General features: G+C 59.3%; 21 protein-coding genes and 3 tRNA genes. 11 read left to right on the top strand and 13 right to left on the bottom strand.

Going from position 1 to position 23,520, the window contains the following annotated elements; genetic code table 11:
- Positions 1-143: 143 nt before the first annotated feature.
- The 5 genes from BN1125_RS00150 to pspA all read right to left on the bottom strand — a co-directional run bounded on the left by BN1125_RS00150 (position 144) and on the right by pspA (position 4,231).
- The gene (locus tag BN1125_RS00150; RefSeq protein WP_042009636.1) at positions 144-1,175 is read right to left on the bottom strand and encodes a YcjF family protein; all 1,032 of its coding nucleotides are present in this window, start codon (positions 1,173-1,175) and stop codon (positions 144-146) included.
- Between the two features lie 51 nt (positions 1,176-1,226).
- Positions 1,227-2,633 carry a YcjX family GTP-binding protein gene (locus BN1125_RS00145; RefSeq protein WP_042009634.1) on the bottom strand — a complete coding sequence of 469 codons (1,407 nt, stop codon included), beginning with the start codon at positions 2,631-2,633 and terminating at the stop codon, positions 1,227-1,229.
- Positions 2,634-2,793: 160 nt separating this feature from the next.
- A complete protein-coding gene (gene pspC / locus BN1125_RS00140) occupies positions 2,794-3,198 on the bottom strand; it encodes an envelope stress response membrane protein PspC (RefSeq protein WP_042009633.1) in 405 nt (134 codons plus the stop codon).
- 106 nt (positions 3,199-3,304) lie between these two features.
- Positions 3,305-3,541, bottom strand: coding sequence for an envelope stress response membrane protein PspB (gene pspB / locus BN1125_RS00135; RefSeq protein ID WP_025326779.1), 237 nt, complete (start codon positions 3,539-3,541; stop codon positions 3,305-3,307).
- 3 nt (positions 3,542-3,544) lie between these two features.
- The gene (pspA, locus tag BN1125_RS00130) at positions 3,545-4,231 is read right to left on the bottom strand and encodes a phage shock protein PspA (RefSeq protein ID WP_042009629.1); all 687 of its coding nucleotides are present in this window, start codon (positions 4,229-4,231) and stop codon (positions 3,545-3,547) included.
- Between the two features lie 196 nt (positions 4,232-4,427).
- Between pspA and pspF the strand changes: the two genes are divergently transcribed.
- The 6 genes from pspF to BN1125_RS00100 all read left to right on the top strand — a co-directional run bounded on the left by pspF (position 4,428) and on the right by BN1125_RS00100 (position 10,988).
- Positions 4,428-5,456, top strand: coding sequence for a phage shock protein operon transcriptional activator (pspF, locus tag BN1125_RS00125; protein WP_042009627.1), 1,029 nt, complete (start codon positions 4,428-4,430; stop codon positions 5,454-5,456).
- A gap of 108 nt (positions 5,457-5,564) precedes the next feature.
- Positions 5,565-7,160 carry an ABC transporter substrate-binding protein SapA gene (sapA, locus tag BN1125_RS00120; protein ID WP_042009625.1) on the top strand — a complete coding sequence of 532 codons (1,596 nt, stop codon included), beginning with the start codon at positions 5,565-5,567 and terminating at the stop codon, positions 7,158-7,160.
- A gap of 2 nt (positions 7,161-7,162) precedes the next feature.
- Positions 7,163-8,122 carry an ABC transporter permease gene (locus tag BN1125_RS00115; RefSeq protein WP_042009623.1) on the top strand — a complete coding sequence of 320 codons (960 nt, stop codon included), beginning with the start codon at positions 7,163-7,165 and terminating at the stop codon, positions 8,120-8,122.
- 35 nt (positions 8,123-8,157) lie between these two features.
- Entirely contained in the window at positions 8,158-9,051 is an 894-nt protein-coding gene (locus BN1125_RS00110; RefSeq protein WP_042009621.1) for an ABC transporter permease subunit, read from the top strand.
- 118 nt (positions 9,052-9,169) lie between these two features.
- On the top strand, positions 9,170-10,168 hold the full coding sequence (locus BN1125_RS00105) for a peptide ABC transporter ATP-binding protein (protein WP_042009619.1): 999 nt from the start codon (positions 9,170-9,172) through the stop codon (positions 10,166-10,168).
- Positions 10,169-10,202: 34 nt separating this feature from the next.
- Entirely contained in the window at positions 10,203-10,988 is a 786-nt protein-coding gene (locus tag BN1125_RS00100; RefSeq protein WP_042009618.1) for a peptide ABC transporter ATP-binding protein, read from the top strand.
- Between the two features lie 104 nt (positions 10,989-11,092).
- On the opposite strand, the gene htpG is transcribed toward BN1125_RS00100, so the two are convergent.
- Together htpG and recR are read right to left on the bottom strand one after the other, a co-directional pair.
- Positions 11,093-13,006: a molecular chaperone HtpG gene (gene htpG / locus BN1125_RS00095; protein ID WP_042009617.1), complete on the bottom strand. Its 1,914-nt coding sequence runs from the start codon at positions 13,004-13,006 to the stop codon at positions 11,093-11,095.
- Positions 13,007-13,167: 161 nt separating this feature from the next.
- A complete protein-coding gene (gene recR, locus BN1125_RS00090; RefSeq protein ID WP_042009614.1) occupies positions 13,168-13,770 on the bottom strand; it encodes a recombination mediator RecR in 603 nt (200 codons plus the stop codon).
- A 207-nt stretch (positions 13,771-13,977) separates the two neighbouring features.
- On the opposite strand from recR, the gene BN1125_RS00085 reads away from it, so the two are divergent.
- Positions 13,978-14,697 (top strand): DUF2982 domain-containing protein, encoded by a 720-nt coding sequence (locus tag BN1125_RS00085; protein WP_042009611.1) that lies wholly within the window; start codon positions 13,978-13,980, stop codon positions 14,695-14,697.
- Positions 14,698-14,920: 223 nt separating this feature from the next.
- Here the strand turns inward: BN1125_RS00085 and BN1125_RS00080 are convergent.
- Both BN1125_RS00080 and dauA read right to left on the bottom strand, forming a co-directional pair.
- A tRNA-Ser gene (locus tag BN1125_RS00080) sits at positions 14,921-15,008 on the bottom strand.
- A gap of 183 nt (positions 15,009-15,191) precedes the next feature.
- On the bottom strand, positions 15,192-16,928 hold the full coding sequence (dauA, locus tag BN1125_RS00075) for a C4-dicarboxylic acid transporter DauA (RefSeq protein WP_042009610.1): 1,737 nt from the start codon (positions 16,926-16,928) through the stop codon (positions 15,192-15,194).
- 488 nt (positions 16,929-17,416) lie between these two features.
- On the opposite strand from dauA, the gene BN1125_RS00070 reads away from it, so the two are divergent.
- A tRNA-Asn gene (locus BN1125_RS00070) sits at positions 17,417-17,492 on the top strand.
- Between the two features lie 2 nt (positions 17,493-17,494).
- Positions 17,495-17,570: transfer RNA gene (locus BN1125_RS00065), tRNA-Asn, on the top strand.
- Between the two features lie 253 nt (positions 17,571-17,823).
- On the opposite strand, the gene BN1125_RS00060 is transcribed toward BN1125_RS00065, so the two are convergent.
- On the bottom strand, positions 17,824-18,543 hold the full coding sequence (locus BN1125_RS00060; protein WP_425283617.1) for a hypothetical protein: 720 nt from the start codon (positions 18,541-18,543) through the stop codon (positions 17,824-17,826).
- A 289-nt stretch (positions 18,544-18,832) separates the two neighbouring features.
- Between BN1125_RS00060 and BN1125_RS00055 the strand changes: the two genes are divergently transcribed.
- Positions 18,833-19,384: a lipoprotein gene (locus BN1125_RS00055; RefSeq protein ID WP_042009607.1), complete on the top strand. Its 552-nt coding sequence runs from the start codon at positions 18,833-18,835 to the stop codon at positions 19,382-19,384.
- Positions 19,385-19,569: 185 nt separating this feature from the next.
- On the opposite strand, the gene glgC is transcribed toward BN1125_RS00055, so the two are convergent.
- Positions 19,570-20,844 (bottom strand): glucose-1-phosphate adenylyltransferase, encoded by a 1,275-nt coding sequence (gene glgC, locus BN1125_RS00050; protein WP_042009605.1) that lies wholly within the window; start codon positions 20,842-20,844, stop codon positions 19,570-19,572.
- Positions 20,845-21,033: 189 nt separating this feature from the next.
- Here glgC and BN1125_RS00045 point away from each other — a divergent pair, with 189 nt between their 5' ends.
- Entirely contained in the window at positions 21,034-22,674 is a 1,641-nt protein-coding gene (locus BN1125_RS00045; protein ID WP_042009602.1) for an EAL domain-containing protein, read from the top strand.
- On the opposite strand, the gene BN1125_RS00040 is transcribed toward BN1125_RS00045, so the two are convergent.
- Positions 22,637-23,131, bottom strand: a complete 495-nt coding sequence (locus tag BN1125_RS00040) for a hypothetical protein (protein WP_042009599.1) — start codon at positions 23,129-23,131, stop codon at positions 22,637-22,639. The two genes, BN1125_RS00045 and BN1125_RS00040, sit on opposite strands and share 38 nt — an antisense overlap.
- Positions 23,132-23,234: 103 nt before the next feature.
- Positions 23,235-23,489 carry a hypothetical protein gene (locus BN1125_RS00035; protein WP_052446013.1) on the bottom strand — a complete coding sequence of 85 codons (255 nt, stop codon included), beginning with the start codon at positions 23,487-23,489 and terminating at the stop codon, positions 23,235-23,237.
- Positions 23,490-23,520: the final 31 nt, after the last annotated feature.

Genomic DNA, 23,520 nt, shown 5'->3' with positions numbered 1-23,520 from the left:
CTGCCAGCTTAACCGTAAACGGGCGCCTCGCCAAAACCGGACACTGCTGCCAACTCAATGATCTGCCGATTAAAACCATGCCCCTGCGGCTTGGCGAGCACAACAGGGGCATGGGTCATCGCAGCAAGGTGCAGATAGGGCGATCAGGGTTTGTTGAGATACCCCGCCAGCTGGCCGATCAGCCGCTTGCGCAGCTCTCCCAGTTTGGGTTTCTCGTCCGCACACCAGGGCAGCGGGCGGCACGCCTCTATGGTGCGCAGGCCAAGGCGAGCGGTGAGCAGCCCCGCCCCCACCCCTTGCGCCGCGCGGGCAGAGAGCTTGGCGGTGAGCTCGGCCCCCAGCAGATCCATCCCCACCTCGGTCACCAGCTCGGTGGCACCGGCGTAGAGCATGTTGCGAAACACCTGACGGATGAGACGAATGCGGCTCCAGTAGCCGAGCTCGATGGCGTAGACATCGGCGATATCCTCGATCATCCGCAGGTTGCGCCACAACATCAGCATCATGTCGACGGTGGCGAGCGGGCTCAGCGCCACCAGTACCGCGGCCTCCCCCGACCATTTGGCCACCCGCGCCTGCGCCAGCTTGTCACGCTCGCCGAGCACCAGCTGGCTGTAAAGGGTCAGCACCTCTCGATCGCTGTGGCTCTCGTCGAGCTGGGCCAGCCAGGTTTGATACCCCTCGCGCCCCTTGTCGCCACTTTTGACCGCCAACCCTTCGCAAAAGGCCTGCCCCTGCCCGACTCGCTGATGAGCAAGCAGATCTTCTGCTCGCGAGCGCACATCCTGACGCCGCTTGAGGGTGCGCAGCCGCAGCCACTCGCGCCCCACCACGCTGGCGGTCCCCGCCGCCACCAGCGCCGAGGCCGCCAGCCAGGCGCTGCCCCAGAGCGGGGTGGTGAGGAATTGACCGTAAAGAAAGGCGCCATACTGGCCCAACGAGAGCAGACCGACCGCCCCCAGCCCCCAGGCCAAGAGCCGATGGCGGCGTCGCGGTGTGCTGACGAGGGCGCTCTCCACCTCGGTGAAATCGTCCAGCTCGTCGAGGCGCTCGAAACTCGCCTCCTCCAGCCGCTGGGCCGGCGCGGGCGGTCGCTCGTCACTGGCCGCCGTCAAGGCAGGCTCAAGGATCACCTTGCCCTGCAGCGGGGGCCGCTCTTTTATCTGATCGTTCATCGCATTGTACTCCTGAGTGCGGCGACGGAAACAACCCCGGGCCGCACACCGTTATTCGAGGTGATCCCCGAGCAGAAACTCCAGCGCCGCATCGAGCCGGATATGGGGCAGCGCCTGATGGGGGCTCATGGGCATGGGGCGAAACGCCTGAAAATCAAAACCCTGACTGTTCCACCACTGTGCGGGGGGAATATGGGGCGGCACCTCCCCGGGGAAGAGCAGCAGCGGCTCACCGCTCAGGCTGGTGCCACGGATGGCGGGGAACTCGCGGCCATTGGCCACCCCCTTGCCAACTTCCGTCGCCTTGATGGCGGCGAGCGCCAGACACTCGGTGGCGATCCCCTCAAAACGGGCCTGGCCGCGGCCACTGCGCACCAGATGCTGGAGCAGGGAGACCATGGGCGCATGCTGTTCGGGGGTAACGTGATCGGCCTTGCTCGCCACAAAGAGCAGCTTGTCGATACGGGGCGAAAAGAGCCGCCGCCACCAGTTGCTCTTGCCGTAGGCAAAGCTCTCCATGATGCGGGCGATGGCCTGCTGCATGTCGCCAAAGCTGGCCGCGCCAGCGTTGAGCGGCTGCAGGCAGTCCACCAGCACGATCTGGCGATCAAAGCCGGCAAAGTGCTGCTCATAAAAGCCCTGCACCAGATGCTGTTTGTACTGCTCGAAGCGCTGCTTGAGGGTGGCGTAGAGGGTCCCATCGGCAAGCTCACCGCTGGGCATATCCCACACCCAGGGCACGAACTGCAGCATGGGGGCACCGGCATACTCCCCCGGCAAGACGAAGCGGCCGGGCTGAATGAGGTGCAATCCCAACTCCTGTTTGCAGGCGTGCAGATAGGCGGTGTAGCGCTCGGCCAGCTCAGCCACCGGCCGCTCGACAAACGGCTGGGTGGCCTGCCACTCGGGGGTCAGCCAACTGGCGGCCAGCCCTTGCAGCTCGGGGCGACGCAGCTGCTCGCGCACCTGTTCGCTCCACTGCTCGTAGCTCATCTCAAGGAGCGGCAAGTCGAGCAGCCACTCCCCGGGGTAGTCCACCAGATCCACATAGAGGGTGGAGATCTCCCCCAGATGCTTGCGCAGGGGGTGGCGGGTGCGATAGCGGATTTCGAGACGCACCTCGGCCACGCCGCGGGTAGGCTCGGGCCAGGCGGGCGGATCGCCAAACAGGGAGTCGAGGCCACGCTCGTAGGCAAAGGTGGGAATGTGGGCGTTGAGCTGCGGCACCCGGCGCGCGCCGAGAATGCGCCCCTGACGCAGGGCATCCCACAACGGCAAACGGCCGTCGATGGCCGCGTGCTCCAGCTGGTTGACCAGCGCCGTGATAAAGGCGGTCTTGCCGCTGCGCGAGAGGCCGGTCACCGCCAGCCGGATATGGCGATCCCGCACCCGGTTCACCACGTCGTTCGCCTTGTGTTGCAGGCGAGTCAACTTCTGTTCCAGTTTATTGAGTATCAAGGCTTGATCCGTTCTCCCTTGGTGGTTGCATCTGGCGTGATCGGCCGTACAACAAGGCAAACTGGCTATCCGCATCGGAATGGTCAATCTGCCTGAGTGGCGTCAATGATGGAGCATCACAGGAGGCTCCACCATCAACGATGGATACTGACGATGGCTACTACAGCTTGCTGAATTCCCGCTGCAGGGTGAACTCCTTGGAGGTCACCAGCTTTTCGATCCGCTGAACTCTGGGCTCCAGCGCGTCAAGTTCCTGCGCAATACGGCCCAGCGCCTGATGAGGAGTTACCCCCGCCTGCCAGCTGCGCGCTTTCATCCGCACCTCGGTAAAGTCGGCATCCTCTTGCGAATAGAGGGTGACCGGCTTTTTGTCGAGCAAGAACCAGGCGGCGATATAGGCGGTGAAGGTGATGAAACCGGCGAAGATAAGGCCACTGATGGCCAACAGCCGCACGATCCAGGTCTCCACCCCGAAGTACTCTGCCAAACCGGCACAAACCCCGGCTATCTTGCCGCGCTGGGGATCGCGATAGAGGTTACGTCCGTCACGACTGACATTGCTCATACCTTGTTCCTCCAACCGGGTACTTCCGCATCCAGAGTCGACTCCAATACTGTGCCGACCCGCTCCGGCTTTCCGCCACGGTCATGGCATCTCTCATTGAAAACCGTCATACCTTGTTTCTCCAACCAGGCACCTCGGCATCCAGGATCGACTCCAGCGCGCCTACTCGCTCCTGCATCTTCTCGGCACGAGCCAGCAGCCCTTGCAGCTGTTCGCGCTCGCTATCGGCAAGACCGGCGCCAATGCGCCCCTTGGCCCGGTAATGCAGCACCAGCCAGATGGGGGCCACCACCACCATGAAGACCACCATGGGAACCATCAATACACCCAGCAGATCTTCCATCTGTTACTCCCCCTGTTTACCTTCACTTTTACTGTCGCCCTGACCCAGCTTCTGGCGCATTGCTTCCAACTCTTTGCTGATCTGATCGTCCACTTCCAGTTCGGCGAACTGCTGCGCCAGTGCCTTGTCGGACTGACCCAGATCTGCGCGGGCTTCCATTTCGTCGATGCGACGCTCCATCCGCTCGAACTTGCTCACCACCGCCTGACTCTCGCCACGGGCCACCTGGCTCTGCACGTTGAGACGACTGCTGGCCGCTTCGGTGCGGATCGCCATCGCCTTTTGACGGGCGCGGGCATCTTCCAGCTTGGCTTCGAGCTGGCGGATCTCTTCACCCAGCTTCTCGATGCCGCTGTCGACCGCTTGCTGTTCGCGGTAGAGGGTCTCTGACAACTCGGTCTGTTTCTTCTTCTCGATAAGGGCTGCGCGGGCCAGATCTTCACGCCCCTTGGTCAGGGCCAGCTCGGCCTTGGCTTGCCACTCGTCGACCCGCTCCTGAAGGCGGGTGACCTGACGGCCAATCTCTTTCTGGCTGGCGAGGAAACGGGCCAGATTGGAACGCTCCTTGACCAGCTCATCTTCCATCTCCTGGATGATCAGGCGCACCATCTTCTGGGGATCTTCGGCCTTGTCGAGCAGGGACGTCAGGTTGGAATTGATGATGTCGGCCAGACGGGAAAAAATACTCATGGTTGCACTCCTGTTGTTGGCATGGCGTTGTTTCTCCATTGACAATGGCAACTTGTGTGCCAATCTGGAATGAAATTTAACTTGTTGATTTATATGGGGCTGAAAGACCAAATTACAAGATGCCTGGTGCAAGTGATGATAAGATTCACCAACTTTTGGTAAGATTGACCAGTTTTTACAACTGACAGGGATCACTATGACCACTGCCACGGAAAGCCTGCTGGGGGAATCCAACGCATTTCTCGAGATCATTGAGCAAGCCTCGCGGCTCGCCCCGCTGCGCAAACCCGTACTGATCATCGGTGAACGGGGCACGGGCAAGGAGCTGATCGCCCACCGCCTACATTATCTCTCGGCGCGCTGGGATCAAAGCTTTGTCACCATCAACTGCGCCACCTTGAGCGAAAGCCTGCTGGAGACCGAGCTGTTCGGTCACGAGGCGGGCTCCTTTACCGGCGCGGCCAAGCGCCATCAGGGCCGCTTCGAGCGGGCCGATGGCGGCACCCTGTTCCTTGACGAGCTGGCCACCACCAGCGCCCGGGTGCAGGAGAAGCTGCTGCGGGTCATCGAGTATGGCGAGTTCGAACGGGTGGGTGGGGCCAAGCCCCTCAAGGTGGATGTGCGGCTGGTCTGCGCCACCAACGAAGATCTCCCTGCGCTGGCAGACAGGGGGCAGTTTCGCCACGATCTGCTCGACCGGCTCGCTTTTGATGTGATCACCCTCCCCCCCTTGCGGGAGCGGCGGGAAGATATCCTGATGCTGGCGGAGCACTTCGCCCACAGCATGACCCGGGAGCTGGGCTATCCGCTGTTTGCCGGTTTCTCGCGCAAGGCGACCCAACTGCTGCAGGAGTACCACTGGCCGGGCAACGTGCGGGAGCTGAAAAACGTGGTGGAGCGCAGCATCTACCGTCAGGGTAATCCCCAGCTGCCGCTGGTTGAGCTGGTGATCAATCCGTTTGATTCCCCCTGGCGACCACAGGCCACTGTATCTGCGCAGGAGAGTCGAAGCGAGGTACAATCTGTGTCGCCCCTCGCCCTGCCGCTCGATCTCAAGCAGACGGTGGCGGAAGTCGAGATTAATTTACTCAAGCAGGCGATGCAGCAATCCCAGTATAATCAGCGCAAAGCCGCTCAACTGCTGGCCTTAAGCTACCATCAGTTCCGTGGCATGCTGCGCAAATATCAACTGCTGGATAGCGATAACGATGCAGAACAAGAGTGAAGAAATGCGGTTGAAGACGACGCCCGCAACATGCCCGCTTTCGTGCTGGCACATTGATATCAAAACGTGCATACAAACCCCCTATAAGAACATGGTTCAACAATGAGAATGCTCACACCCTTGCTACTGGGTCTGCTGGTGCTGGTCACCGGCTGCCAGAAGCAACCCGAGGCCTCCCAAACCGGGCTCATCTATTGCGCGGAGGGATCCCCCCTCTCCTTCAATCCCCATGTTTCCAACTCCCGGGTAACGCTGGATGCCAGTGCCCGTCAGCTCTATGATCGCTTGCTGGATGTCAACCCTAATACCCTGGCACTGGAGCCGGCGCTGGCCAGCAAGTGGCAGATCAGCGAGGATGGCCTCACCTACACCCTGACCCTGCGCGAAGGGGTGAGCTTTCACCATACACCCTGGTTCACACCGAGCCGTCCCTTCAATGCCGATGATGTGGTCTTCACCTATGCCCGCCAGCTCGATAAACAGCACCCCTATCATCAGGTCTCCGGCGGCGAGTACCCCTACTTCTTCAGTCTGGGGCAAGAGCAGCTGATCAAGAAGGTCTACCAAAAGGGGCCGCACTCCGTCGTCTTTGAGTTGAACCAGCCCAATGCCTCCTTCCTCGCCACCCTGGCCAGCGACTATGCGGTGATCCTCTCGGCCGAATATGCCGACCAGTTGCTTAAGGCGGGCACACCCGCTCTGCTGGATAGCCGCCCCATCGGCACCGGACCGTTCAGCTTCACGGAGTATCGTCACAACGAGTTCATTCGCTATCTGCGTCATCCCGGCTACTGGAACGGGCCGGCCAAGATTGAACAACTGGTCTACGACATCACCCCCAAATCCGCCAAGCGGCTGGCCAAGCTGCTGACCGGCGAATGCGACGTGATGAGCACCCCGGTCGCCAGCCAGCTCTCGGTGATCAAACAGCATCCCGATTTGCGCCTCTCGGTCCAGTCGGGGATGAACGTCGCGTTTTTAGCCCTCAATACCCGCAAGCCGCCGTTCAACAACATCAAGGTGCGCCAGGCCATTGCCAACGCCATCAATATCGATAACCTGCTGCAGGCGGTCTATTTCGATACCGGACTGCCCGCCAACAGCCTGCTGCCCCCCCTCTCCTGGGGTTACAACCCCAGTCTGCCCGAGCGCAAGCCGGACCCGAAACGGGCCCGCCAGCTGCTCAAGGAGGCGGGGCTCGAACAAGGATTTGAGATGCAGGTGCTGGTGCAACCGGACGCCCGCCCCTACAACCCGGATGCGGTCAAGACCGCCCAGCTGATCCGCAGTGATCTGGCCAAGGTGGGGATCAAACTCAAGATTGTGCAACAGGAGTGGCCCGTCATTGAAAAACGCCTGCTCAATGGGCAGTACGACAGTCTGCTCTCCGGCTGGATAGCCGACAATGCAGACCCGGATAACTTCTTTCGTCAGTTGCTGAGCTGCTCTGCGGTGGAGCGGGGCAACAACTACAGCCGCTGGTGCAGTCCGGCCTTCGATCAACTGCTGGATGATGCGGTCACCACCCCCCAGCTCTCGTTCCGGCTGCGCAACTACTATTACGCGCAAACCCTGCTTAATGAACAGTTACCGCTCATTCCGCTGGCCCATGCCCTGCGCACCCAGGTCACCCGCAGCGATATCGAGGGACTGACACTGATGCCCTTTGGCGGCACCTCCTTCAATCAGGCCCACCGGGAGTAAGCATGCTTCTATACATATTGCGCCGCATCAACCTGCTGCTCATTACCCTGCTGGCGCTGACCCTGGTCGCCTATCTGCTGGAGTATCGGCTGCTTGCTCACGAACTGAGTTTCTGGCGCGGTTACCCCGATTTTCTGCGCCGGATCATGGCGGGAGATCTGGGGATCTCCAGCGTCTCCGGGCTGCCGGTACTGGACGAGATCCGCCACTACTTTCCGGCGACGCTGATCCTCTGTCTGGCGGCGTTTGCCATCTCGCTGCTGGTGGGCATTCCGCTTGGCACCCTGGCCGCCCTCTCCCAGGGCAAGACGCTCGATATCTCTATCATGACCGCCGGCCTTATCGGCTATGCGGTGCCGGTATTCTGGCTGGCGCTGCTGGTGGTGATGCTCTTTTCGCTGGATCTTGGCTGGTTACCGTCATCAGGACAGCTCAGCCTGCTCTACGACGTGCCATCCATTACCGGTATTGCCCTGATCGATGTGTTGCTCAGCAACGAGCCCTGGCGGCAAGCGGCGCTGCATGATGCCCTGCGTCATCTCATTCTCCCGTCGCTGGTACTGGCGGTAGTGCCCACCACCGAGGTGATCCGTCATGTGCGCAGCTCCCTCATCGACGTGATGAAGCAGAATTACATCAAGGCAGCGGCGAGCCGGGGCCTGTCCAAGGCACAGATCGTCTGGCGCCATGGTCTCAAGAACGCCCTGCCGCCGGTGCTGCCGCTGCTGGGTTTGCAACTGGGCAGCGTGCTCACCTCCGCCATGATCACCGAGGTGGTGTTCGAGTGGCACGGGATCGGCCGCTGGCTCATCAGCAGCATCGCCCTGCAGGATTACGCGGCCATCCGCGGCGCCACCCTGGTGGTCGCCAGTTTCGTTATTCTGATCAGCGTCAGCACCGAGTTGCTGACCACCCTTATCTATCCGGCACGGCGCAAAGAGCTCTATGCCAAACAGGATTGAACGCGCTCATGGCGTGACCAGGAGCCAGGTACTCTATGCAAGATAAATCGAACATTTACCCCGAACTCAAGATCCTCTCGCCCCTTGAGCAGACGTGGGCCTCATACAGCCGCAATCCGCTGGCGATGGCGGGGTTCTGGTGTTTTTTGCTGTTGCTGCTTATCACGCTGGTGGGGCCGCTGGTCGTTCCCTACGGTATTGATGAACAGCACACCGACAGGCTGCTGTTGGCCCCCTCCTGGGCGGCGACCGGCAATATCGACTACTTCCTTGGCACCGATGATTTGGGGCGTGACATGCTTTCCCGGCTGGTGGTGGGGGCACGTCTCACCTTCGGCTGTGCCCTTGTCGTGGTGGTGATCGCCATGGTGGTGGGCTCTGCCATCGGTATCCTCGGCGGCATGAGCAAGGGGCTCAAATCGAGCGTGCTGCACCACCTGCTCGATACCCTGCTCTCCATCCCCTCCCTGCTGATGGCCATCATCATGGTGGCCATTCTGGGGCCGGGCCTTGGCAATACCCTTATCGCCATTACCCTGGCGTTGATCCCCCCCTTTATCCGGGCCACTTACAACGCAGTGCATGCCGAGATGCAGAAGGAGTACATCATCGCCAGCCGGCTTGACGGCTCGCCCCCCTTCCGGATCATGCGCCTCGCCATACTGCCCAACATCGTCGAGACCCTGGTGGCCCAGACCACCCGCACCTTGTCGGCGGCCATCCTCGATATCTCGGCGGTCGGTTTTCTTGGCCTCGGCGCCCAGTCTCCCCAACCTGAGTGGGGCACTATGCTGGCCGATTCGAGCGACCTTATCTATCTCGCCCCCTGGACCGTCACCCTGCCGGGTATGGCCATCCTGTTCAGCGTGCTAGCCACCAATTTAGTCGGCGAAGGCATTCGTGAAGCACTCAAAGAGGGGAATGACTGATGCTGATGACCCTGCTAGATATTTGCAATGTCGCCATCGGTGTCAGTACACCATTATGTTGCGTGCCCATCGACTATTCGCTGGTAGGTGAAGGCACCCTTGCCGCGGGGAATAACTGATGCCATTGCTCGATATACGCAATCTCACCATCGAGATCGACACCCCGCAGGGCAAGGTCAAGGCGGTGGACAAGGTGAGCCTGACCGTGGCCGAGGGGGAGATCCGCGGTCTGGTGGGGGAATCCGGCTCCGGCAAGAGTCTGGTGGCCAAGGTGATCGTCGGTATCCAGAAGGACAACTGGACGGTGCGTGCCGACCGGATGCGCTTCAATGACATGGACTTGCTGACCATGGCCCCCAAGGAGCGGCGTCGCATCATGGGGCGCGAGATTGCCATGATCTTCCAGGATCCCATCAGTTGCCTCGACCCTTCCGAGGAGATAGGCACCCAGTTAGAAGAGGCGATCCCGACCGACTCGTTCGAGGGGCAGTTCTGGCAGCGCTTCCAGTGGCGCAAGAAGAAGGCTATCGCCCTGCTGCACAGGGTCGGGGTCAAGGATCACCGCAAGGTGATGCGCGCCTATCCCCACGAGCTGTCCGATGGCATGTGCCAGAAGGTGATGATCGCCATGGCGATTGCCAACCAGCCGCGCCTGCTGGTGGCCGACGAGCCCACCAGCGCCATGGAGTCCACCACCCATTCGCAGATCCTGCGACTGCTGGACAAGATGAACAAGCTCGGCAACACCACCATCCTGATCATCAGTAACGACATCGCCGCCATCGCCAACCTGACCGACACCATCAACGTGATGTATTGCGGCCAGATGGTGGAGGTAGGCACCCGGGAGCAGATCCTCGAGACCCCGCATCACCCCTATACCGATGCCCTGCTCAAATCGATCCCCGACTTTGACAAGCTGGTACGCCACAAGTCGCGGCTTGAAACCCTGCCCGGCGTCATACCGCCGCTGCAACACCTGCCCATCGGCTGCCGACTGGGGCCACGTTGCCCCTACGCCCAGAAGCAGTGCGTGCAGACCCCGCTGATGAACAAGATCAAGGGCCATCAGTTCAGCTGTCACTTCCCGCTGAACATGGAGGAACCGAAAAAATGATGACCGTTAATGCCCCCATGAAGGAGCCCCGCTTGTGATCGAGCCATCCCTGTTGCAGGTCAGAGGCCTTAGCAAAACCTACCAGAACCGCACCGGTCTGTTCCGTCGTCAGGCGGTGGAGGCGATCAAGCCCCTCTCGTTCGATCTCGAAGTGGGTCAGACCCTCGCCATCGTCGGCGAGGCAGGCTCCGGCAAGAGCACCCTTGCCCGTATTCTGGCCGGGATGATCGAGCCCACCAGCGGCGACATCGCCATCGACGGCCAGCTGATGGTGCATGGTGATTACCAGACTCGCTGCAAACTGCTACGGATGATTTTTCAGGATCCCAATACCTCGCTCAACCGCAAGATCCGGGTCGGCCAGATCCTGGAGACCCCGCTGCGTCTCAACACCGAGATGACCGAGGAGGAGCGCCGCGAGAAGGTGGTACAGACCCTGCGCATGGTGGGGATGTTGCCGGATCACGCCCTCTTCTACCCGCAGATGCTCTCCTCCGGTCAGCAACAGCGGGTGGCGCTGGCGCGGGCACTGATCCTCAACCCCAAGATCGTGGTGGCCGATGAGGCGCTCTCCACCCTGGATATCTCGGTCCGCTCCCAGATCATCAACCTGCTGCTGGAGATGCAGGAGAGCATGGGGCTGAGCTATGTGCTGGTGGCAAACGATCTGGGTATCGTCAGCCATATCAGCGACGAGGTGCTGGTCATGCACGAAGGGCGGGTGGTGGAGCGCGGCAAGACCCTCAAGGTGTTTGCCGATCCCCAGCATGAAGTGACCCGGCGTCTCATCCAGAACTACAATAACGAATACCGCAAATAGAGAGGCGCTGGCCGCCTCCCTTGCCGCTGTTTTCGCCGTTCTCACTCGGCGGGATCAAAAAAGCCCACTGCATGCAGTGGGCTTTTTGTTATCGGCTTTGCCGCTTAGGCTTGCAGCAACAGGCGGTTGATGCGGGAGACAAAGCTCGCCGGATCGTTCAGCCCGCCCTGCTCGGCCAGCTGGGCCTGTTCGTGCAGCAGAGCAACCCACTCGCCAAACAGCGCCTCATCCTCGATGGTGTCGAGCTTCTTCACCAGCGAGTGGTCGGGGTTGAGCTCCAGAATGTACTTCTGCTCCGGTACCGGCTGGCCAGCCGCGCGCATCAGCTTGATCATCTGGGTGCTCATGCCGTAGGCGTCGGTAACGATGCAAGACGGGGAATCGGTCAGACGGTGGGTCACGCGCACCTCTTTCACCGCCTCACCCAGGCTCTGCTTGACCCGCTCCACCAGACCGGCGTTGGCTTTTTCAGCCTCTTCCTGGGCCTGCTTGGAGGCCTCGTCTTCCAGATCGCCGAGATCCAGTTCGCCACGGGTGACGGAGATAAGCTGCTTGCCGTCGAACTCGGTCAGGTGGCTCATCAGCCACTCATCCACACGCTCCCACATCAGCAGCACTTCGACGCCCTTCTTGCGGAAGATCTCGAGGTGCGGGCTGTTCTTGGCGGCAGCATAAGAGTCAGCGGTGATGTAGTAGATCTTCTGCTGGCCTTCCTTCATGCGGCCCACGTAATCCTCGAGAGAGACGGTCTGGGCTTCGCCCTCGCCGGCAGTGCTGGCAAAACGCAGCAGCTTGGCGATCTCTTCGCGGTTAGCGTGATCCTCGGCCGGGCCCTCTTTGAGCACATTGCCGAACTCGCTCCAGAACTTGGCATACTTCTCGGCATCGTCTTTCGCCAGCTTGGCGAGCATGGTCAGCACCCGCTTGGAGCAGGCCTTGCGCAAGGAGACGGTCACCTTGTTGTCTTGCAGGATCTCGCGGCTGACGTTGAGCGGCAGATCGCCAGAGTCCAGCACCCCTTTGACGAAGCGCAGATAGGTCGGCATAAACTGCTCGGCGTCGTCCATGATGAAGACGCGCTGCACGTAGAGCTTCAGACCGTGCTTCTGCTCGCGGTTATAGAGATCGAACGGCGCGCGGGCCGGCACGTAGAGCAGGCTGGTGTACTCCTGCGCCCCTTCCACCCGGTTGTGACCCCAAAGCAGCGGATCTTCAAAGTCGTGGGCGACGTGCTTGTAGAACTCCTGATACTCCTCGTCCTTGATATCTTTCGGGTTGCGGGTCCAGAGCGCGGTCGCGCGGTTGACCTGCTCCCACTCGCCCGGGGTGCCTTTGATCGTTTCGCCATCCTCTTCACGATCCGGCGTACCCTCTTTGAACATCTCGACCGGTACACTGATGTGATCGGAATATTTGCCCACCACGGAGCGCAGACGCCAGTCGTCGAGGAACTCGTCCTCTTCGGCACGCAGGTGCAGGATAACGTCTGTGCCGCGACCCTCTTTGGTCACATCAGCCACGGTGAAGGAGCCTTCCCCTTCCGACTCCCACTGCACACCCTGCTCCGGAGCCGTACCTGCGGCGCGGGAAACCACAGTCACCTTGTCGGCCACGATAAAGGCGGAGTAGAAACCGACCCCGAACTGACCGATCAGCTGGGAATCCTTACCCTGATCGCCGGAGAGGTTTTTGAAGAATTCTGCGGTGCCGGATTTCGCGATGGTACCCAGGTGCTCGATCACCTGATCACGGGTCATACCGATCCCGTTATCAGAGATGGTCAGGGTACGCTTCTCTTTATCCACCACCAGGCGCACACGCAACTGGCCGTCGTTTTCGAACAAAGAGGCATCGGAAAGCGCCTTGAAGCGCAACTTGTCCGCCGCATCGGAGGCGTTGGAGATCAGCTCGCGCAGGAATACTTCTTTGTTGGAGTAGAGGCTGTGAGCCATCAGGCTAAGCAGTTGTTTGACTTCAGTTTGAAAGCCGTGGGTTTCGGCATGAACACTTTGGGTCATGGACCTATCCTCAGAAACATCGGGTTGAACATACACCCAACCTAGATGGGGACAGCGATCCAAATATCAAGGGGGCGAATGTGCAATCCTGCTCATTCACCCCCTGCTGGCGTGTGACCGCCGACTTTATGTTCAGTGTGTTGCGACTTGCCGCCGCCCCGTTACTTGAGACGCTGGCGCCCCATCAGGGAGTGGGAGAGCGTGGTGCCATCCACCAGCTCCAGCTCGCCACCCACCGGCACGCCGTGGGCGATGCGGCTCACCTCTACCCCGGCATGACGGGCCATGTCGGCGATATACCAGGCCGTGGCATCCCCCTCGATGGTGGGATTGGTGGCGAGGATCAACTCGCTAATGTGCTCTTCCTTCAAACGGCGCTCGAGAATATCGAGCCCCAGCTCCTCCGGGCCGATTCCATCAAGCGGGGAAAGATGTCCCATCAGCACGAAGTAGCGACCGGAAAACTGGCCGGTCTGCTCGATGGCGGCCACATCCGCCGGACTCTCCACCACGCAGAGCAGGCCGTTCTCTTCACGCTTGGGATTGGCGCAAATATCGCAGCGATCGTTCTCGGTAAAGGTACGACAGTGGCTGCAGTGACCAATCTCGGTCAGCGCCCGACCAAGCAACTGAGCCAACCGCAGACCGCCGCTGCGCTCGCGCTCGAGCAGGGTAAAGGCCATCCGTTGTGCCGATTTGGGCCCCACCCCCGGCAACACCTGCAGGGCCTTCATCATCTCATCGAGCAGGGGACTGAACTTCATAACACTCCTTACACGGGCTCGCCCTCGTCACCAGCAGGGTCACAACGGGTAAGCAAAACAGGATCACGCATTGGCGCAGGACTATACCCGAGCCCGTCTCTGACTGCCATGTGCTTTACGGGTCAGCGCAAAAACGCGACGCTTATACTTGCTCACAAACGGGTAGTATCGGAACGCTCGCCATCCTCAACAGGACAAGGAGGTTTAATGGAAACACGACATATCAAGCCTCTGGTCCGCCGCAATGGCTTGACCCTGATCTGGGCCGGGGGGCTTATCACCAGCCTGATGCTATTACTGCTCTGGTTGTTTGTGGCAAGCCCACCCATTCCAGCCTATGTATTGCTGCTCAGTGGCCTGATGATGACATTGATAGGTTGGCTCAAGCTCAATGAGCCCCCGATCAGCCTCTCCCTCTGCCAGCACGCCCTCCACTATCACCATAAATATGGCGGTTGGGCACTGAAGTGGCACAACATCCAGCGCATCGATCAACCCAGGGTCCATGTCGGGTGGGATCTCCAGCCATTACCTTACATAGGCTTCAAGATCAAACGGTATGACGAGTTTCTGAGGTTAATCACCCCCAGACTGGCCGTGCATCTACTGACAGAGCAACGGCCCTTGCTGCTGCTGGCCATGCAAAACGAACAACCCCATGGTCAACCCGTTCGGGGAAGTGACCCCCTGCAGGGCATCGATTTACTGGAAGAGAGTGCATTTTGCACCCCCGAGGGAATACGCTATGACGGCGCACTGGCCATGCTCGCACAGCGCATGACACGGATGCGCTACTTGCTCGGATATGACCTGCTAATCCCGATAAACAGCCTGGATCGGGAGCCGGATGACTTTCTTAAACTGCTGCACCAATACCGGCACGCATCTATGATGTCCTTGCAATCGCCGGCAGATCAGCACAAGTGATGACCCTCTCGCACCGTTTGTTACCCCCCTTTTGCATCTTGCTAACCGGCTGCGACTATCAAGGTCGGTGCGGTAACATTCGATGTTGGAGTGCGGGAGCCGTGCGCGGTAGAAGCAGAGGAATTTACACAGATGGATGATTGTTCCACCCAGTTGATCCAGGGGAAAAAATCACGTAAGCGTAGAAATGAAAAAACCCGTTGATAAATCAACGGGTTATATTTGGCGGTGAGGGAGGGATTCGAACCCTCGATACGTTGCCGTATACACACTTTCCAGGCGTGCTCCTTCAGCCACTCGGACACCTCACCAAATTTTTGCTCACTGCTTTATGTGCTTGAGCTGCACATTCGCGGGCAGACCATGCCGCAGCGACGGGGCATAATGTAAGGGATACGATGACTTTTGGTCAATGCAATTTTTTACTTTGTGCGTTTTTTTGCTCAACAACCGAACAAAGCGTCCAAAAAAATGCCTTTTTGTATCCCTTTCAATCAATTTACCGCCGCTTCATGCAAATGTTCACCTTTTAGAGCTTCTTCCAGCGAGCTGTAAAACTCCAGCTTGCCGGGCACTGCACGCACCTTGGCGCGGGCCAGGGTCTTGAGCGGCTGGAACTGCAATTCGGCCACTCGCAACTGTACTCCCGCCTTGGCCATTTGCTTTTCAAACAGCAGAAAAGCGGAGAGCCCCCCTGCATCCAGTATGGAGACCGCCTCCATCTGCAATACCAGCAGTTGGTGCCCCTTGACCTGGGCTGCCAGTTCTGTAAAAACGCGCTCGGCCGCGGCAAAGAACAAGGGGCCATTGATCTTGTAGAGCAGCGCGTTGTCCGGCACCTCATGGGCATAGCGCTTATGCTCGGCCAAATCGTGCAGTCTGGTCATCTTGGCGATTTCGCGCATAAAGAGCAGGGAGGCCAGGATCACCCCGAAGGTGATGGCGATAACCATGTCGAAGATGACGGTGAGTGACAGGCAGACCAGCAGCACCAGCACATCGGATTTGGGGGCGCGGCGGATCAGCTCCACCACCTTGTGCGCTTCACTCATGTTCCAGGCGACGATAAGCAACAAAGCGGCCATGGCCGAGAGCGGCAGCCAGGATAACCAGGGCGCCAGCACCAGAATGGCGGCCAGCACCACCAGGGCATGGATGATGCCGGAAACAGGCGATGTCGCTCCCGCACGCACGTTAGCGGCAGAGCGTGCGATGGCGGCGGTCGCGGTAATGCCGCCAAAGAAGGGGGCGAAGATGTTGCCAAGCCCCTGCCCCACCAGCTCGGCGTTGGAGCTGTGCTTGCGACCTGTCATGCCATCCAGCACCACGGCGCAGAGCAGCGATTCGATCGCCCCCAGCATCGCCATGGAGAAGGCGGCAGGCAGCAACCGCTCAAGGGCCGCGAGGTTCCATTCAACGGGTATACCATCGGGGCCGGGCAAGGCCCAGGGCATCACCAGTGTCGGGGCGATGGGTGGGATCCCCATCCCTTGAGTGCCATCGGCCAGGGTATAGCTGAACTTGCTGCCGATGGTGGCCACATCCACCCCGAAGTAATGGAGGCCAAAACCCAGACCCACCCCGACCAGCACCGCGGGCAGGTGGCCGGGCACCGGCAACCGCAGCCGCGGCCAGAGCAGCAGCACGGCCAGTGTTGCGACCCCCACCAGGGTATCACCCCACTGCCAGCTTGGCAGGGCGGCGGCCAGCGCCTCGACCTTGCCCAGATAGGTTTCCGGCATCTCGGGCACGCTTAGGCCAAAGAAGTCCTTGATCTGCAAGGTGGCGATCACGATGGCGATACCGCCGGTAAAGCCGAGCGTCACTGACGGGGGAATGTACTCGATAAGGCGCCCCAGTCGACCCAATCCCATGACCAACAGAAAGAGGCCGGAGATGAGCGTCGCCATCAACAGACCGCCGACCCCGAACTGCTGGGCAACCGGGTAGAGGATCACCACAAAGGCGGCGGTCGGGCCGGAGATAGAGTAACGGGAGCCACCGGTCACGGCGATCACAATACCGGCGATGATGGCGGTATAGAGACCGTGTTGCGGCGGCACACCGCTGGCGATGGCCAGCGCCATGGCGAGCGGGATGGCAATGATGCCCACCGTTACACCGGCAATGAGGTCACGGCCAAAGCGGGCCATGCTGTAGGGTTCATCAATACAGGACTGGCGTAAGGCTATGGCGAGCTTCACGCTATTTAAAGAGGTTTGCTTGTGCATGTATATCGTAATACCGGAAGAGGGAGATAAAGGCCGGAGAGAATCCGGCGCCCGATCATCATCAAGGGCCGGCAGAGCTGTCGACGCGGCGATGGTATCCTGTGTAACCTTACTCCAGACCGGCCATTTTTTCGATGGGCAGGATCAATGAAACACATGCTCATCGATTATTTGGCCTCTTTGCCGCAAAATCGCCGATCTTGACTCCTAGTCTCCCCCTTTTAGCAGCAAAGATTATCATTTGAGCCTTATCTGGTTGCCTGCACGTTCCTGACATCATGCTGGCATCATCAGGTTGATGCGAACCGAACCAATGTCCCCGGCATCAGTTGGCCAAGGTGATGGCAAGGGACTGATTGTGCTGAAAATAAACCGCAAAGCGCAACTTTTGGGCAAACAGTCCGAAAATCTGGTTTTCGGGAAGTTCGCGGGTTGACACCTGTCACTCCGGTCATTACTATTCGCCCCGTCTTAACGAGACAGGCAATTCCTCCTTAGTTCAGTCGGTAGAACGGCGGACTGTTAATCCGTATGTCACTGGTTCAAGTCCAGTAGGAGGAGCCAATTCCCTCGTAGTTCAGTCGGTAGAACGGCGGACTGTTAATCCGTATGTCACAGGTTCAAGTCCTGTCGAGGGAGCCACATTCTAAAGCCCAGCTTTCGAGCTGGGCTTTTTCGTCTCTGCTGTTGATTGCCCCATGCTAATCTCGTTCTCCCATCACCCTTGGCACTGCGCAACTCCGCCCGGCGTTTTTCAAGATAGTTGTCGCGTAAACCTGTTTTAAGCCGCCTGTTTTTGCTCTGGTTCCTACCCCACCCGCTCAGTTGATTGCATGTTCACCTGCAGGCTGAAGCCCCCAGTCAGGTAGAGCATGACAAAATAGGAGTTAATGGCTTATTGACGGGTGACACGGATCTGCAGGGTCTGGCGCTCACTCTGGCTGCCTCGTGCGCCCTGTAACTGGGTGCCGAGGCTGCTCCCCTGATCTGCAGAGTTGGTCGAGAGCTCCCCCACCGTCAGCCACTGTCCTGGGGCACCGCTCACTTCGGTGGCACTCTGCCCAGTGCTGATAGTGCCCTGGTTCAGCCTCGCCTGTTCGCTGCTGAGCGCAATCTGCACCCGATCGCCAATCAAGGTGGCCGTGGCATAGAGGCCATTCACCAGCGGCATCATCCCCACCACGGCGCCCCCGTTCCACTGATAGAAGGTCACCGGCTGATAGGAGCCCATCTGCAGCAACACGGGACGACCCGAAAGCCCACGCACCTGCCAGCTGTCGTTCTGGCTGCGCTGATACTGCTCGGCATTGCCATCGAGCAGCCACTGCCTTTTGGCCTCGTCGCGACTGATTGAGCCCCCCAGTTGCTGACCGCTGGCGGCCCCATCCACCCGCCACTCGATAAGCAGACTTTGCGGTGGCTGGTTGATCTGCGCCAGCGTGGCTTCAGCCTCCTGCAACTGGGCTGGCGTCCCGCTCAGCACCAGTTGGTTACCCATGGCACTCACCCCCAGCTGGGGGTAGATCTCCTTGAGGGTCTGCACCGCCGCCTGCGCCTCGAAGACCGGGATCACTTTCACCTCGGCCCACAGCGACGAGCTCCAGAGTCCCATCATGCAGCCAAGCCACAGCAGCGCCCTGCGACCAACCTTGCTCATCCGAACCATTGCGATCTCCTCGTTCTCTGTGTTCTTCTCTGTGCTCTTCTCTCTGCTCAGGCGTAGACCCACGCCCGCAGCCAACAGCTCAGCCCAATTCTGCCCACCCGTCGATGATGAACCCGGCAGTTGCCAAAAAACAATCGGGAATGCAGCAAGTCCGTGATTTCCCACGGTATGAAGCTCTCATTCCACGCCCATTATCGCGTAAGATAGCGCCATCATAATTGCCCAAGCGGAATCCATCATGTTGAAACAGCTGTTGTTACTCCCCCTCGCCCTGCTGCTGGGAGCCTGCTCCCTGACCCAGTACAACGTCAGCGAGGCGCAAATCAACCAGTACCTCAAAGATCAGGTCTCTTTTGAAAAACAGCTGGGGATCCCCGGTATCATGTCGAGCAAGATCCGTCTGGATGAGATGCAGAGCCGTATCGGCCGCAAGCAGCCGGATCGCATCGAGCTGGACGCCGCTGGCGATCTGCAGGTGAGCAGCCCCCTTGGCAGCCAGCAGATGAAGATCCGCTTTGCCTTGAGCGCCCGCCCGGATTATGTGGCCGACCAGGGTGCCATCTATCTGCGCGACCTTGAACTGCTCTCGGTGAAGACCGAGCCCGCCGATATCGGCGCAGCCCTCACCCCGCTGCTGCCCACTTTCAATCAGTCGCTCTCCCTGTTCCTGTCGCAAACCCCGGTCTACCGCCTCGACAGCAGCCGCAAGAACGAAGCCAGGATCAAGGACAAGGTCGAAGCCCTCAAGGTAGAGCCGGGCCGTCTGGTCATCCCGTTCAAGGTGCTCTGATCCACGCCGCACTGGCACTTTAATCGCGTGTAATAGATAGCGGTCCTCTTCGTCTTATACCTCCAAGTCATCCTGTCACCACCACAGTGACCGGATAGCGCCATGCTCGGCGCACCAGCATGAAAAAGGGAGCCATAATGGCTCCCTTTGCATTACAGCGTCTGACACAGTTTCAAGGATCCTCCTCAAACCAGCTTGTCCAGCATCTCCTTGGTCACCAGCACAATCCCCTGCTCGGAGCGGTAGAAGCGGCGGCTATCCTCATCGGCATTCTCGCCCACCACCAGCCCATCGGGCAGGACACACCCTTTATCCACCACCACCCGGCGCAGACGGCAACCGGCGCCGATCTCGACCCCTGGGAAGATAATGGCCTGATCCAGGGTGCAGAAGGAGTGCACACGCACATTGGTAAAGAGCACCGAGTTGAGCACGAACGATCCGCTGACGATGGTGCCGCCCGAGAACATGGAGTTGATGGTCATGCCGTGCTGACCATTGCGGTCCTGCACAAACTTGGCCGGTGGCGTCAGGGGCTGGCTGGTCCAGATGGGCCAGTTCTGATCATAGATATCGAGTTCGGGCAACACGGAGGCGAGATCCATGTTCGCTTCCCAGAACGAATCCAAGGTTCCCACGTCACGCCAGTAGGGTTTTTGCCCCTCGCGGGCGCCGACACAGGACATGCTGAAGGGGTGTGCAAACGCTAGCCCCTCTTCCACGATGCGGGGGATCACATCCATCCCGAAGTCATGTTTGGAGTCTTGGTTAAGAATGTCCTCCTCCAGCAGTTGATAGAGGTACTCCGCCTCGAAGATGTAGATCCCCATGGAGGCCAGCGAACGATCCTCGCAACCCGGCATGGCAGGTGGATTGGCCGGTTTCTCAACGAAGGCGCGGATCTTGCGCTGCTCGTCGATGTCCATCACCCCGAAAGCGGATGCCTCGGCTCTTGGCACCTCGATGCAGGCGACCGTCACCTTGGCGCCGAGACGCACGTGATCGAGCAGCATGGCGGCGTAGTCCATCTTGTAGATGTGATCTCCCGCCAGCACCACTATGTATTTGGGACCGTAATCACGGATGATGTCGACATTCTGATAGATGGCATCGGCGGTGCCGCGATACCAGTGCACCTCATCCACTCTTTGCTGGGCAGGTAGCAAGTCGATGAACTCGTTCATCTGGTAACGCAGGAAAGACCAGCCAGATTGCAGGTGGCGCAGTAGACTGTGGGACTTGTACTGGGTGACCACACCAACGCGGCGGATCCCCGAGTTGATACAGTTAGAGAGCACAAAATCAATGATCCGGAATTTGCCACCGAAATGGACGGCAGGCTTGGCACGGTTGTCGGTCAACTGTTTCAGGCGACTGCCACGCCCTCCCGCCAGCACCAGTGCCATACTCTGGTTCAATAATTGTCGTGCTTTGGCACTATTTTCGGGCTCTAACAACATGATTTACCTCTGCCTTGTTTGATCTATTTTCAACTCATTTTCGCCTGTTTCGGTAACTGTGAAAGTGGTTTCACTCACATTTAACCGATCCCAATTGACCCTTTTAACCGAGTTGCGAGGAATAGCATGATTTGCTCCGCCAGCTTGGTTAAAATTCCCCCATAAAGCAGCCACTTCAAGGATGACAAGATGGTTCACAAGCTCGGACGTTCCCTGTTTCTCATCGCCACCATAGTGACCATACCCCTGCTGCTCCTGCAAGCAGTTTGGCTGGCCCTGCAGAGCACACCGCTCACTTTGGCCATTATTCTGACCACCACACTGCTCGGCATGATCCTGCTGTTGATGCTGGCCATCCGCACCATGGATGGCCTGCACCAGCATCAGGAGCTCACCTGGGTCAAGGCGATCAGGAGCCGTGAACCCTCGCTGCTCGATGAGCCCGCCTCCCGGGAGGAGCTGCAAAAGCTGCTGGATCAGTTTGAGAGTGCTGAGCAGAGTGCCCATCGCCAGCTGACCGAATTGAACAATCTGGCCACCACTGACGAGCTGACCAAACTGCTCAACCGTCATGCGTTTCGCCGTGATCTGACCGAACTGCTGCAGCGGGATCAGGACACCCAGACCGCCACTCTGGTGCTGATCCGTGCCACCGAGCTTGGCAAGATCAATGCTCAGCGCGGTTTCCAGTCCGGCGATGCCTATATCAAGGATATGGCGGACCTCATCAAGCGGGTGGTGAGCCGTTTCCCGGGCAATCAGGTATATCGCATCTCCGGCGCCGATTTCGCCGTGCTGGTGCAGCCAGTGGCCAATATCCCCCCCCACCTGCTGGGACAGGATTTAAAAATGGCCTTCGATCACTATCAGGATCAGCACGAGCTGGAGAGTACTGGATACTCCGGGCTGACCAAACTCAGCAGCGGTCAGAAAATCGAAGCCGTGCTGGCCAGAGCGGATCTGGCACTGGCTCGCGCCCAAACCGAAACCATCAACGGCTGGGCTATCCAGCAAGATGACAGCGTCTCCGACCTGCAGGGGCAGCACCACTGGCGCGAGGTGCTGACCGAGGTACTGGCGCAAGAGCGGCTCTGTTTTACCTATCAGCCGATCCAGCCGCTGCACCGCAGCATGCTGGCCTACAACGAGATCTACACCCGCTTCAGTGGCAACGACGGTACCGCCCTGCCCACCGACACTCTGTTTGCCATGGCGCAACGGCTGGATATGGTGATGCGACTGGAACAGTTGGTCATTACCCACATCATGCGTCAGTACCGAGCCTTTGGTACCAACCAGAATCGCTGGGGGATCAACCTCTCCCCCAACCTGCTGCAAAACAGCGCCTTCCTGATCTGGCTTGACCGTCAGTTGCTTAAAGACCCCAACACCAGTGCCAATCTGGTGTTCGAGCTCGACGAGGAGCACCTGGAGCGCAATCTGACCGGCGCCAAGCGGGTGTTTGAGCTACTGCGCCGCAACGGCAGCCGCTCGGCCATCGCCAACTTCGGCAAGGGGATCGGCTCCTTCACCCTGTTTCGCGAGCTAAAGCCCGACTACATCAAGCTGGACCCCGCCCTTATCACCGGGCTGGAGCAAGATCAGACCAACCAGCAGTTTGTGCGGATGATCGTGGATGTGTCACACCGGATGGGGTGTCAGGTGATTGCAGAGGGGGTGGAACAGCTTGGCCAGAAACAGCTGCTGCAAGGGATGTACGTGGATGGCTTACAGGGCTATCTGATCGCCCGGCCGCAACCGCTGCGACCGGATATCAGCCAGCTGGGGCTCTTTACTGAGGATGCTTCAGCTTCAACAGGGTCAGAATGATGTCATTGAGCTGGCGATAGCGTTCCAGCTCTTTTTGATCATAACGGGTCGCCAGCGTGGTGGGGTTGTGGCGATTCTTGAGGTAACGATTGATTTGCAGGCGATTGAACCCCGCCACCTGATAGACCTGGCCAAGCAGGGTGTTGAGCTCATCGTGATCCAGACCGGCTCTGGCCAGATACTCCCCATCGGCGGGACTCTCGGTCTGGTGGCTCCACTTGCCAATACGGCCGCTCTCCTGCAGATAACTGAGCCACTGCTCGATATAGAGGGGCTTGCACCCCGCCAGCAGATTGAAAAAGCCCACCGCATCACAACGACAACCGCTCAGAAGCACGACCGCCAGCTGATCGTCATCGCACTGGAAGGTCACTGGTCCGGCTTGCGCCCAATCCAGCGCCTGCACACGAATGCTGGCCTTCTCACCCGCAGCTCCTGTGACCTCGAATAGAAACATGGCGCACCTCCCTTGGCAAAAGATTGATGATGAACCATGGATGCAGCAGGTGCAAAGGCAAATCGCGTTTTAACTCATAGGGGTAAAGAGGGCGCTGTTCCCGTTACGTGTTGGTGAGTCGATTGACACCAACCAGCAACCATGAGCCGGCGGTGTTTGGCTCCTGACTGACTACACGGAACCAAGCCAGATAGTTCTCCAGGTATTCTGTTCCTACACCATGAAACGTTTGCATCCACCCACACCACCGGTTCACGTAGTTGTTCAGCGTCTGGATGTGAAATACCTCATCCTCTACACGAGGCTTGTCCAAAGCAATCAAGCGGTTATGAATGATGCCGGGGACTTTTTCTGCCACCGAACTGGTGCTCAGCGGTGTTCGTCAAGAT

Origin of the sequence: Aeromonas fluvialis (assembly GCF_000819885.1) — a bacterium.
In the GTDB taxonomy this organism is placed as follows: domain Bacteria; phylum Pseudomonadota; class Gammaproteobacteria; order Enterobacterales; family Aeromonadaceae; genus Aeromonas; species Aeromonas fluvialis.
Note: the sequence above shows the minus strand (reverse complement) of the source record. Positions and strands in the feature narration are given on the sequence as shown.